Genomic DNA, 12,013 nt, shown 5'->3' on the forward strand with positions numbered 1-12,013 from the left:
CCTCAGTGTTCAGTCGCCAGCAAGCTGACGGGTTTGGAACGGTGGAACAACCGTTCAAGCCACAAGTATATGACCGGCGTGGTGAACAGCGTCAGCGCCTGGCTGACCAGCAACCCGCCCACGACGGCGATGCCCAGCGGCTGGCGCAGTTCGGCACCGGCACCATAACCGAGCATCAGTGGCAAGGCACCCAGCAGGGCGGCGAGGGTGGTCATGATGATCGGGCGGAACCGCGTCAGGCAGGCTTCATAAATGGCCGCTTCGGGCGTCAGCCCGCGTGTGCGCTGGGCGTCGAGGGCGAAGTCGATCATCAGAATGCCGTTTTTCTTGACGATACCGATCAGCAGCACCAGCCCGATCAGCGCCATGATCGAAAAGTCCTGGCCGCAGATCCACAGCATCAACAGCGCGCCCAGCCCCGCCGAAGGCAGGGTCGAAATGATGGTCAACGGGTGAACGAAGCTCTCATACAACACCCCCAAAATGATGTACACCGCCACCAGCGCCGCCAGAATCAGCCACGGCTGGCTGGCCAGCGAGCTTTGGAACGCCTGCGCTGCGCCCTGGAAATTGCCGCTGAGGGTACTCGGCATGCCGATGTCATTTTTCGCCTGGTTGAGCATCAGTACCGCGTCGCCCAGCGCCACGCCGGGGGCGAGGTTAAAGGACAGGTTGGCGGCCGGGAACATGCCGTCATGGCTGATCGACAGGGGGCCGCTGACCGGCGCATCGACCTTGGCCAGCGCTGACAGCGGCACCATTTCGCCGCTCAGCGGGGAGCGCAGGTAAAAGTAATTGAGGCTTTCAGCCTGCCCGCGTTGCACCGCGTCCACTTCCAGGATCACGTTGTACTGGTTGACCTCGGTCTGGAACTCGTTGACCTGGCGCTGCCCGAAGGCGTCGTACAGCGCTTCATCGACATCGGTGGCGGTCAGGCCAAAGCGGGCGGCGGCGCTCCGGTCGATGCTGATGTGCGTAATGCTGCCGCCCAGTTGCAGGTCATTGGACAAGTCGCGAAACGCCGGGTTACCGCGCAGTTTTTCAGTCAGGCGCTGGGTCCAGGTGGTCAGCGTCGGGCCGTCGTTACTCTTGAGTACATATTGGTACTGACTGCGGCTGGGCCCGGCACTCAGGTTGATGTCTTGCCCGGCGCGCAGGTACAGGACGATGCCCGGTACCTTGGCCAGTTGCGGGCGAATGCGGTCGATAAACTCACTGGCCGACACGTCCCGCTCGCTGCGGTCTTTGAGGGCAATCCAGAAGCGGCCGTTGGCGATGGTCTGGTTGCTGCCGGTGACACCCACCGCGTGCGAGAAAGCCTGCACCGCCGGGTCGGCACCGACGATGGTGGCCAGCGCCAAATGCTTTTGCACCATGTCGGGGTACGACACATCGGCGGCGGCTTCGGTGGTGCCCAGCACAAAACCGGTGTCTTGCACGGGAAAGAATCCTTTGGGGATTAGCACATAACCTGCAACCGCCATCGCCAGCGTCACCCCAAACACCCCTAGCATCAGGCGCTGGTGGGCCAGGGCGCGGGTCAGGCCTTTTTCATACAGCGCCAGTAAGCGCTCGCCAAAGCCGGGTCTGGCGTGGGCATCGTGTACCGGCGCGCGCATGAACAGCGCCGCCAGTGTGGGGGCGAGGGTCAGTGATACCACGACCGAAATCAAAATGGTCGAGGTGGCCGTCAGGGCGAACTCCTTGAACAGCCGCCCGACCACGCCGCCCATAAACAGCAGCGGAATAAAGGCCGCCACCAGTGACAGGCTGATGGACACCACGGTAAAGCCAATTTCACTGGCTCCTTTGATCGCCGCATCGCGCATGCTTTCGCCCGCTTCGAGGTGGCGGTGGATGTTTTCCACCACCACGATGGCATCGTCCACCACAAACCCCACAGCCACCACAATCGCCACCAGCGTCAGGTTATTCAGGCTGAACCCCAACACATACATCAGCGCAAAACTGGCGATCAGCGATACCCCCAGCACGGCCGACACAATCAGCGTGGCCGACCATTGGCGCAGAAACAGTGCCATGACCGCGATCACCAGCAGCACGGCAATCAGCAGGGTAATTTCGACTTCATGCAGCGAGGCGCGGATGGTCTTGGTGCGATCGCTCAGCACGGTGACTTCCACCGACGCCGGGAGCATGGCTTGCAAGCCGGGCAGGGCGGCCTGAATGCGGTCGACGGTGTCGACAATATTGGCCCCCGGCTGGCGCGAAATCACCAGGTTGACCCCCGGCTGATGCCCGGACCAGGCTTGCACGTAGTCGTTTTCGGCCCCGTTGATGACCCGCGCCACGTCGCGCAGTTGCACCGGCGCGCCGTCTTTGTACGAGACGATCAACTGGCCGTATTCCTCGGCATTGAACAACTGGTCGTTGGTGGAGAGTGTTGAAATGCTTGTGGGCCCGTACAACGCACCCTTGGCCAGGTTGAGGCTGGTTTGCTGAATCGCCAGGCGAATATCGGCCAGGGTCAGGCCGATGGCGGCCAGCTTGTCGGCGCTGGCCTGCACGCGAATGGCGGGGCGCTGCTGGCCCGTAATGTTAATCAGGCCTACGCCGTCGATCTGGCTGATCTGACGGGCCAGCAAGGTTTCGACGTAATCGCTCAATTGCGTGCCGGGCATGTGCAGGGAGCTGATGCTTAGAATCAACACCGGGCTGTCCGCCGGGTTGACCTTTTTCCAGGTGGGCAACGTCGGCATGTCTTTGGGCAGTTTGCCGGAGGCCGTGTTGATGGCGGCCTGCACTTCCTGGGCGGCGGTATCGATGCTTTTATCGAGGGTGAATTGCAGGGTCAGCGTGGTGGAGCCCAGCGCACTGCTGGAGGTCATTTGTGTCATGCCGGGAATGGCGCTGAACTGCACTTCCAGTGGCGTGGCCACCGATGACGCCATGGTGTCGGGGCTGGCACCGGGTAGTTGCGCCGAGACCTGGATTGTCGGGAACTCCGCTTCAGGCAAGGGAGCGATGGGCAAGCGCGGGAAGGCGATCAGCCCCACCAGTACCAGGGCCAAGGTCAGCAGCACAGTGGCTACCGGGTGGTCGACGCACCACGCCGACAGCGATCGGCTGCGGATCATGGCTGCACCGCGGGCTGGCGGGCGCTATTGGCCAAGACGGGCTCGCCCAGCACTTCAATGCGCGCTCCGGGTTTTAACCGCGACTGCCCATCGCTGACCAGGGTGTCGCCCACATTGACGCCTGTGATGATGCTCAGCGCGGTGTCCTGGTAGACCACTTGCACCGGCACGTTTTCAACCGTGTCGCCTGTGACCCGGTAGACAAAGTAATTATCCAGCCCGCGTTGTACCACCGCAGGTGGCACCACCCGTGCGTTGCGCTCCAGCCCTGTCTGAATCTGGATATTCACCAGTTGGCCTGGCCACAAGGTGTGCCGTGGGTTGTCGAACTGCGCCTTGACCTTGAGGGTGCCGGTGGTGGCCGACACCTGGTTGTCGATCAAGCTCAGGTGGCCCTGGCTCAGCGGCGCGGCGTCAGGAGCCGAGTCATCCAGGTAGGCGTTGACCAAGGCCTTCTCCGGGGCTTCGAGCAGGCGATGCAAGGTGGGGAGCTGCTGTTGGGGCAGCGAAAATTCCACCGCAATCGGGTCGAGTTGGGTCACGGAAAATAACCCTTGTGCGTCGCTGACCCGCAGGAAGTTGCCCGGATCTACTGCGCGAATCCCGACGCGCCCGCTCACCGGGGAGCGAATCTGGGTGTACGACAATTGCACCTGTGCTGCGTCGATAGCGGCTTTATTGCCCTGCGCCGTGGCATTGAGTTGGTTGACCAGCGCTTGTTGCTGATCAAGGGTCTGCTTGGACACGCCGTTGTCGACACTCAGCAACTGGTAACGCTTGAGGTCGATCAGGGCTCCCTGCAACTGCGCCTGGTTCTGCCCCAATTGGGCTTTGGCCTGATTGAGGCTGGCTTGAATTCCACGGTCATCCAGGCTGGCAAGCAAGTCCCCAGCCTTGACCGTCTGGCCTTCCTTGACGTGCAACTGCGTCAGAATGCCGTCAATTTGCGGCCGGATCATCACACTGTGCAATGACTGCACGGCACCTATGCCGCTGACGAAACGTGGCACATCGCGCTGTGCAACCTGCACAACCCGCACGGGCACCACTGCGCTGATGGCCATTTTGGCGGGCGCGGGACGCTGATACAGCCAAAGGCCCGCGCCGACCAGAACGATGACCACGGTGGCGAGGCAGATGTTTTTGGTTTGAGTGCGCATGCCGAAAAGACGCCGTGTGCGTGAGAAAAGGGAGAAGCTCGTGCGCGTGTTATAACCCGTAGAACCGGTCAGCAGCGTGACGGCTAACTGACATTGCTGACAGTTAACGGCGTAGTCGCTGTTGCAGGCTGTGATCGATTGCGCAGCGATCGCAAAATCGGAGTGCCGCGTCACGTGTTTTACGAGGCCTGCGACGGCGGTTTTGTGTCGCGGCATGGAATTTTCCGACCTGTGAGTGCAACGTCTACCCGGCGCACAGGTATACTTTGCGGTCTTGCGCCATCTGGCCTGATTATTCTCTGCATTTCGGAGCTTTCATGACTTCTCCCACACAAACGACCGCTCCCGAAGCGGTGGGCACCGAGCCGGGTGACACCGAGGCCGTGCCGGCCAAGCCGGTCATTCCTGCTTTTACCTTCCCGTTCAAGCCTTCCGAGTTTGCCAAGGCCAAGTCCCAGGGCAAGGCGTACTACCAGAAGAGCGGCCTCGGCGGTCACGATAAGACACCAGGCGCGCCACCCCATGGCACCCGTAAAACAATGGGTAAACGCTAAGCCCGCGGGTGACGCGCTGGCCAGGCTATTAAGGCCGACCCCGCACTGACCTCGGTCATGCCGAGCGCGTGGTACAGGTGCCGGGCCTTGTGGTTGTGCCGCATGACCTTGAGGTCGACGCTGGCCTCGCCGCGTGAATGAAACACGCTGAACACGTGACTCAGCAGTGCACGGCCCAGCCCCCGGCCTTGCATACGCGGGTGCACCACCAAGTCCTTGAGGTAAGCGCTGGTCCAGGCGTGGGCAACGCCCACCACCTCACCGTCCAACAGGCTGACGAAGCACAGGTGCGGGTCGTAGTCGGCGTCGTGCAACAGGCACTGCTGCCAGTGTTCGAGTGATTCGACGCTGCCGGCCCCGTCGGCATAGCCCTGGCGGAGTAAGGTATGTACCGGTTGCAGCAGGGCCGGGGTCAAGGTCACCACGCTTACGCCCTCAGGCCATTGCGCCGGGTGGAGCGGGCGGTTCAGGTCTTTGCGCAATAGCAGGCAGTCTTCGTTCATCCGTGGCCCTGCTCGGTCACCGTGCGGGCGGCGAGGATCAGGCACTGCGTCAACTCCGGCGACGAGAACTTGGTCAGCACCGCATTGGCCCCGGCCAATCGCGCTTTCTCACTGTTCATCACGCTGTTCAGTGACGTGTGCAGCAGCACATACAGGTGGGCAAAGTCCGGAGTCTCACGCAGGGTGCGGGTAAACGCGTAGCCGTCCATCTCGGACATTTCGATATCAGACACCAGCACATTGATCTGCTCCGGCGTGCCGTGCAGTTCCAGTAGCCGCTCGATGGCCTCCTTGGCGCTGCGCGCCGTGTGGCAATGCACCCCGAGGCTGCGCAGGGTCAGCACTGATTGTTGTAACGCCACCTGGCTGTCATCGACGACCAGAATGCGAGCATTGGCCAAGAGCTGCGTTTCGTCACGGCTGAGGGCTTCAGGAGGGGCTTCATTGCGGGCGGGGGTGATGGCATGAATGACTTTTTCGATGTCCAGCACTTGTACCAGCGCACCGTCGACCTGAGTCACGCCCGTGATGTACGAGCGTGTGCCTGACCGGTAAGGCGGCGGGCGAATATCCGTGCTCAGGCAATGCACAATCCCGTTCACGCTCTGCACCTGCAACCCCTGCCTGGAGCGGCTGACATCGGTGACAATCAGCCAGCCAGCGTTGGGGTCCAACAAGGGTTGCTGACCGATGGCGCGGCTCAGGTCGATGACCGACAGGGGCGTGCCGCGTAACACGGCGATGCCTTTCACATGGGGGTGAGATGCGGGCAGAGTGCTCAACGTTGGGCAGGGGATGATCTCGCTGACTTTCAACAGGTTGATCGCCATCAGTTTGCCGCTGCGCAGGGTAAACAGCAGCAGCGACAATGAATCTGCACGGGCGTTTGACGACATATAAACCTTCTAAAGGTCAGAGGGAGCGTTACCAGGTTATCGACCTGAATACAAAATGCTGTAGGAAGAGCTGGCGGCTCCAACGGATGGCAGCGTTTGTAGGAACGAGCTTGCTCGTGATCGTTTGATCTGGTTTTTGATCTAAAAGGGCCCCCTTAAACCACGCTGGCCGATCGCGGCGGGCCCACCGCGTAAAGCCGGAACCTTAAGTGGCCGTCACCGCAGCAATGGATAGGATTGCTGCACGACAGCGCGGCGTTATAAAGCTTTTAAAGATCAACAGATCGCGAGCAAGCTCGCTCCTGCGGATCACGGATGGCAGCGTTTGTAGGAACGAGCTTGCTCGTGATCTTTTGATCTGGCTTTTGATCTAAAAGGGCCCCCTTAAATCGCGCTGGCCGATCGCGGCGGCCCACGGAGCAAAGCCTGTGGTGAGGGCATGCCGAGCCCCAGCGAGGCACCGAGTGGTAGGGGCAGACATTATTTCAAGCCCAGCCGCTTGGCCATTCGGCCAAGGTTCGCCCGGTCCAGCCCCAGCTCGCGGGCCGCACTGGCCCAATTGTGCGAGTGGCGCTCCAGGCAGGCGCTGATGACCTGGCGCTGGAATGCTTCAGTCGCCTGACGCAAGTCACCCAGCGCGGTAGGCAGGGCGATGGCCGGTTCCGGCGTCGCCGGCGCGGTGTGGGTGGGCAGGTCAAGGTCGTACGCGGTCAAGGTCAGGATGCGCGGCCGCGTGGCGCATCGACCCAAGGCCTTGAGCGCGCTGCGGCCAATCAGGTGTTCCAGCTCACGCACGTTGCCGGGCCAGTCGTAATGCAGCAGTGCCGCTTGTGCGTCGGCACTCAAGCGCAGGCTGCCCAGGCCCATGCGGGAGCGGTTCTGTTCAAGGAAAAAACCGCTCAGCAGCAATACATCGCGCCCGCGCTCACGCAAGGCCGGCACCTTGAGCGGGTAAACGCTCAGGCGGTGATAAACATCGGCGCGGTAGCGGCCGCTGCGCACTTCTTCGGCCAAGTCGCGATTGGTGGCGGCAATCAGGCGTACATCGACCTGATGTTCCTGGTCCGACCCCAAGCGTTGTAACTGACCGCTTTGCAGCACGCGGAGCAGTTTGGCTTGGACGGTCAGTGACAGTTCGCCGACTTCGTCCAAAAACAAACTGCCGCCATTGGCCAGTTCGAACTTGCCGCGCCGGTCACTGGTGGCCCCGGTAAATGCACCGCGCACATGGCCGAACAGTTCGCTTTCGACCAGCGTGTCGGGCAGGGCGGCGCAGTTCAGGCTGATCAATGGCTTGTTGGCGCGTGGCGAGGCACCATGGATGGCGTTGGCCACCAGTTCTTTGCCGACGCCGGTTTCGCCGGTAATCAGCACCGTCAGGTCACTGCCGCCCACCAGTGCAATCTCTTCGAGCAAACGCTTATGCGGCTTGCTCTGGCCGATCAGTTCCTTGTCTGGCGAACGGTGCGCCTGGCGAAACCACTCGGCTTTTTGCTGTTCGTCTTCGACACGCAAGGCCAGCCGCTCGATACGCTGGGCGACCCTGACGGTGGCTGCGGCCAGGCTGGCAAAGGCTTGCAGGTCTTCAAGGGCGACCGGCTCGAAGCGCTCATGGTCAAGGGCATCCAGGGTCAGCAGCCCCCATGGGCGTTCGTCGACAAACAACGGGCAGCCCATGCAGTCATGCACTTCAAGGTGTTCGGCGAGGCCGTCGACCAGCCCGTCATAGGGGTCGGGCAACTCACAGTCGCTGGGGAAGCGCGTAGGCCCCGGGCTGCTGAGCAGCACGTCAAAGCGTGGGTGCTCGCTCACCTTGAAGCGGCGGCCCAGGGTGTCGGGGCTCAAACCGTCCACCGCCAAGGGCACCAGCCATTCGCCATCAAGGCGCAGCAGGGCCGCCGCATCGCACGGTAACAAAGTGCGCAAGGCGTGCAGCAAGCGTCGGTAGCGCTCGCTTTCCGGCAGCTCGCGGGCCAGATCAGCCACCAGCGGTAGCAAGGTTGTCAGCAACAGTTTTGCAGTCATTTTGACCTCGTGTTGTCGAAGTGACTATAGAACAGGTCGTGTCATATTGACTATTTTGTGTGTAATTGACTGATTTTAAAGGTTTTTAATGTTGGCACGTTTCCTGATAAGTCATGAGGTATTCAGTTAGTACTTACGTGCCAGGAGTTACCTTATGTTGTCTGCTCAGGATCGTGCCATCGTCAAATCCACCGTGCCACTGCTGGAAAGCGGCGGTGAAGCGTTGATCACCCACTTCTACCGCATGATGCTTGCCGAGTACCCCGAGGTGCGCCCGCTGTTTAACCAGGCCAACCAGGCCAGCGGTAACCAGCCCCGTGCGCTGGCCAATGGGGTGCTGATGTATGCACGGCATATTGACCAGCTTGATCAGTTGGGCGACCTGGTGGCCAAAATCATCAACAAACATGTCGCGCTTCAGATTCTGCCCGGGCATTACCCCATTGTCGGTCGTTGCTTGTTGCGGGCGATTGAAGAGGTACTGGGCAGCGATATTGCCACCCCTGAAGTGCTGGCGGCATGGGGGGCGGCCTACACTCAACTGGCCGATATTTTGATCGGTGCCGAAGCCGCCCTCTATGACGAAAAAGCGGCCGCCCCCGGGGGCTGGCGTGGGGCGCGTGCGTTCACGCTGGTCGCCAAGCGTGAGGAAAGCGCAGAAGTCACCTCGTTCTTTTTTCGCCCGGTGGACCAGGGCGCGATCCTGGGTTTCACCCCTGGCCAGTACATCGGCTTGAAACTGATGATTGATGGCCAGGAAGTGCGCCGCAATTACTCATTGTCGGCGCTGCCCACGGCGGGCCGCTATCGCATTAGCGTCAAGCGCGAAGCGGGCGGTGTGGTGTCCAACTTCCTGCATGACCGGTTGCAGGTCGGCGATACCCTTGAGCTGTTCCCGCCTGCGGGTGAGTTCACCTTGACCGACAGTGAGAAGCCGCTGGTGCTGATCAGTGGCGGGGTGGGCATTACGCCAACCTTGGCCATGCTGGAAGCCGCGCTGGCGACCCGGCGCCCGATTCACTTTATCCACTGCGCGCGCAATGCCACTGTTCATGCGTTCCGGGGCTGGATCGATGACTTGGCCGCGCAGCACCCGCAATTGCAGCGCTTCTACTGCTATGACGAGCCCGATACGTCGGCGGACCATACTGGCCCGTTGACCGAAGACGTGCTGGCGCGGTGGTTACCCGACAATCGTGATGTGGACGCCTATTTCCTGGGCCCCAAAGGCTTTATGAGCGCGGTCAAGCGTCAGCTCAAGGCCCTTGGCGTACCCGAGGCACAGAGCCGCTACGAGTTCTTCGGCCCGGCTGCCGCGTTGGAGTGAACTGAGCGTTCCGACGCCGGGCTCATTCGCTTCTGTGGCTATTACAGTGGCAATCCCACTCGTTAATAGCCCTTTAATCCAACTTCGGCACTTTTCCTACAATGTTCATATACCGCCCGGTGAAAGGGCTGGGTGTAAACTGCGCGTTCTGCGAGCGCAGCTGAACCCCATTGATAATCAGGTAAAGGTACGCGGGATGACGGATGACATGATGCGATTGGGCCGGGAGAAGCGTTACCTGGTTCTGCTGGGGCTGATCTGCCTGGCGTTGATCGGAGGGGCGTTGTATATGCAGATCGTGCTTGGCGAGGCTCCGTGCCCGCTGTGCATTTTGCAGCGCTATGCGTTGCTGCTGATCGCCATTTTCGCTTTTATCGGTGCGGCCATGCCAAGTCGGCGCAGCCTCACCGTGTTTGAAGGGTTGGTGGTGCTGAGCGCGATCGGCGGGATTGTCGCTGCAGGGCGCCATGTCTTTATCTTGGCGAACCCGGCGGTGAGCTGTGGCCTCGATGTGTTGCAGCCAATCGTGGATGGCCTGCCGCTGGCCACGGTATTCCCGTTGGGGTTCCAGGTGGATGGTTTCTGTTCAACCCCTTACCCCCCGGTGTTCGGCCTGTCGTTGGCGCAATGGGCGCTGGCCGCGTTTGTGTTGACCGCAGTGCTGGTGCCCGTCGGGATTTATCGCAATCGGAAAAAAACCGGCTAAGGTTTAGCTTTAGCCTTAAGCGCCTCGCTTTCATCCTGGATGTGCGGGGCTTTTTTATGTCTGCACGCAAATGTCAACAGGCTGTGAATTGAAGGTGGGCATCGGGTGTGCATCGCTGCGACATATTGTCACGGATAGCGTGTCGCACCTGGGGCAGTTGATGCATGAGAAAGACAGGATAGTGTGGGTTTTGTTCCGAGGGTACGACGCTTTCGAGTACACGTGTTGGCCTTGAACGTGGCCCCTGGGGGCTCAATGGAAATCGGCTGTAGCCCTTTTTATGTGGGCGTTCAGGCGGGTTCGAGGTGTGTGCTGCATGCGCTAAAAAGGGGCACTCGAGAGCGTGTTAACGGCGTGCTACAGATCTGAATAAGGTGGGGGTTTTATTGCGTGGTGTAAGAATAGTGGCCGATTGTTACCACCTCCGAGAAGAATTATTTCGGGATGAGACATGGTTTCTAGTGAGCTACCTAACTACAATCGCCCGCACTGAACGTCCAGCCTGCTCGTCCCTGAGCCCAAGCGGTTAATCGACGGTCGTCTGGGCATTCATGACAGGCGTCCCATGCGACTCCCAGGTACTGGTAGCCCTTCTAAGTTCCGCACCAAATGGACTTGGTCTGTAGTAAGGCCATTAACCCGTATCGAATAAGAAATCACTGCTAGCCCGGGATGTGCCCATTCACCTTAGGGTGATAGAGCAGGTGTTTATTCAATTCCGGAAAAGAGCCAACCCTTGGCAGGGTGAAGTGTTGGCGAAAAAACCAACTGCATTGTGCAAGCTGTTTTAGAGGTCGTGAGATGACTAAAAAAAGGTACCCCAGACTCTTTGGCTTATTGCCGCTTTTCGGCATGTTGCTGCTGGGAGGCTGCAACATGATATTGCTGGATCCGGTAGGCCAGGTCGGGATCGATGAGAAAAATCTGATCATCACAGCGACATTGCTGATGCTCCTGGTTGTGGTGCCGGTCATCGTGATGACCTTCATCTTCGCGTGGAAATATCGCGCGTCCAACACCAGCGCTACCTACACACCGAAATGGTCGCACTCCACCAAGATCGAAGTTGTGATCTGGACCGTGCCTATTTTGATCATCATCGCCCTGGGCGTGATCACCTATAAGTCGACCCACGCGCTGGACCCGTATCGTCCGCTCGTGTCTGACGTCAAGCCGATTACCATCGACGTGGTGGCAATGGACTGGAAGTGGATGTTCATCTACCCGGAACAAGGCATCGCCACGGTCAACAAGATTGTGTTCCCGGCGAACACACCGATCAATTTCCGCGTCACCTCTGACACGGTCATGAACTCGTTCTTCATTCCAGGCCTGGGCGGTCAGATCTACGCCATGGCCGGTATGACCACCAAGCTGCATTTGATTGCCAACAAAAACGCCGAGCTGGATGGCATCTCTGCCAACTACAGCGGTGCGGGCTTCACCGGCATGAAATTCAAGGCAATCGCGACTTCCCAAGAAGACTTTGACGCTTGGGTAAGTGAAGTCAAAGCATCACCAAAACAGCTTGATAGCGCTGAATACGCTGCGTTGTCCAAGCCAAGCCAGAACAACCCCGTTGAACTCTACTCCTCGGTTACACCCGCCAACCTGTTCCAGGTCATCATCGATAAGTATGAAGGCATGACACCAGGCAAGCCGGTGAAGCACGAGAAGAAAGCAGTGGCCGGGACCGAAGGTTTGGAACAGGGTTCGAATTCAGCTGCCGGGGCAGAGGAGTAAA

The 12,013-nt window shown here is 60.0% G+C and carries 9 protein-coding genes; 4 read left to right on the top strand and 5 right to left on the bottom strand.

What is annotated here, in order from left to right; all coding sequences use genetic code 11:
- Window positions 1-2: 2 nt before the first annotated feature.
- Complete coding sequence (locus Q1W15_RS17205; RefSeq protein WP_300730510.1) at window positions 3-3,098, bottom strand: multidrug efflux RND transporter permease subunit; 3,096 nt, start codon at window positions 3,096-3,098, stop codon at window positions 3-5.
- A complete protein-coding gene (locus Q1W15_RS17210) occupies window positions 3,095-4,258 on the bottom strand; it encodes an efflux RND transporter periplasmic adaptor subunit (protein ID WP_300730515.1) in 1,164 nt (387 codons plus the stop codon). Before Q1W15_RS17210 ends, Q1W15_RS17205 begins: the two co-directional genes overlap by 4 nt.
- A 317-nt stretch (window positions 4,259-4,575) precedes the next feature.
- On the opposite strand from Q1W15_RS17210, the gene Q1W15_RS17215 reads away from it, so the two are divergent.
- Window positions 4,576-4,812 (top strand): hypothetical protein, encoded by a 237-nt coding sequence (locus Q1W15_RS17215; RefSeq protein ID WP_300730517.1) that lies wholly within the window; start codon window positions 4,576-4,578, stop codon window positions 4,810-4,812.
- Here the strand turns inward: Q1W15_RS17215 and Q1W15_RS17220 are convergent.
- From Q1W15_RS17220 to norR, 3 genes are all read right to left on the bottom strand, one after another.
- A complete protein-coding gene (locus tag Q1W15_RS17220; protein ID WP_300730519.1) occupies window positions 4,809-5,315 on the bottom strand; it encodes a GNAT family N-acetyltransferase in 507 nt (168 codons plus the stop codon). The genes Q1W15_RS17215 and Q1W15_RS17220 overlap by 4 nt on opposite strands.
- The gene (locus Q1W15_RS17225) at window positions 5,312-6,211 is read right to left on the bottom strand and encodes a chemotaxis protein (RefSeq protein ID WP_300730521.1); all 900 of its coding nucleotides are present in this window, start codon (window positions 6,209-6,211) and stop codon (window positions 5,312-5,314) included. Before Q1W15_RS17225 ends, Q1W15_RS17220 begins: the two co-directional genes overlap by 4 nt.
- Window positions 6,212-6,691: 480 nt before the next feature.
- The gene (gene norR / locus Q1W15_RS17230) at window positions 6,692-8,236 is read right to left on the bottom strand and encodes a nitric oxide reductase transcriptional regulator NorR (RefSeq protein WP_300730523.1); all 1,545 of its coding nucleotides are present in this window, start codon (window positions 8,234-8,236) and stop codon (window positions 6,692-6,694) included.
- Window positions 8,237-8,390: 154 nt separating this feature from the next.
- On the opposite strand from norR, the gene hmpA reads away from it, so the two are divergent.
- The 3 genes from hmpA to cyoA all read left to right on the top strand — a co-directional run bounded on the left by hmpA (window position 8,391) and on the right by cyoA (window position 12,012).
- Window positions 8,391-9,563 (top strand): NO-inducible flavohemoprotein, encoded by a 1,173-nt coding sequence (hmpA, locus tag Q1W15_RS17235; protein WP_300730525.1) that lies wholly within the window; start codon window positions 8,391-8,393, stop codon window positions 9,561-9,563.
- A gap of 196 nt (window positions 9,564-9,759) precedes the next feature.
- Entirely contained in the window at window positions 9,760-10,269 is a 510-nt protein-coding gene (locus Q1W15_RS17240; protein WP_300730526.1) for a disulfide bond formation protein B, read from the top strand.
- Between the two features lie 801 nt (window positions 10,270-11,070).
- Complete coding sequence (cyoA, locus tag Q1W15_RS17245; RefSeq protein WP_300730528.1) at window positions 11,071-12,012, top strand: ubiquinol oxidase subunit II; 942 nt, start codon at window positions 11,071-11,073, stop codon at window positions 12,010-12,012.
- Window position 12,013: the final 1 nt, after the last annotated feature.

Source organism: Pseudomonas sp., assembly GCF_030150285.1.
In the GTDB taxonomy this organism is placed as follows: Bacteria; Pseudomonadota; Gammaproteobacteria; order Pseudomonadales; family Pseudomonadaceae; genus Aquipseudomonas.

Bases quoted from the DNA above. Each gene is read 5' to 3' on its own strand.
- Q1W15_RS17205 (WP_300730510.1), bottom strand. From the start codon at position 3,098: ATGATCCGCAGCCGATCGCTGTCGGCGTGGTGCGTCGACCACCCGGTA.
- Q1W15_RS17210 (WP_300730515.1), bottom strand. From the start codon at position 4,258: ATGCGCACTCAAACCAAAAACATCTGCCTCGCCACCGTGGTCATCGTT.
- Q1W15_RS17215 (WP_300730517.1), top strand. From the start codon at position 4,576: ATGACTTCTCCCACACAAACGACCGCTCCCGAAGCGGTGGGCACCGAG.
- Q1W15_RS17220 (WP_300730519.1), bottom strand. From the start codon at position 5,315: ATGAACGAAGACTGCCTGCTATTGCGCAAAGACCTGAACCGCCCGCTC.
- Q1W15_RS17225 (WP_300730521.1), bottom strand. From the start codon at position 6,211: ATGTCGTCAAACGCCCGTGCAGATTCATTGTCGCTGCTGCTGTTTACC.
- norR (WP_300730523.1), bottom strand. From the start codon at position 8,236: ATGACTGCAAAACTGTTGCTGACAACCTTGCTACCGCTGGTGGCTGAT.
- hmpA (WP_300730525.1), top strand. From the start codon at position 8,391: ATGTTGTCTGCTCAGGATCGTGCCATCGTCAAATCCACCGTGCCACTG.
- Q1W15_RS17240 (WP_300730526.1), top strand. From the start codon at position 9,760: ATGACGGATGACATGATGCGATTGGGCCGGGAGAAGCGTTACCTGGTT.
- cyoA (WP_300730528.1), top strand. From the start codon at position 11,071: ATGACTAAAAAAAGGTACCCCAGACTCTTTGGCTTATTGCCGCTTTTC.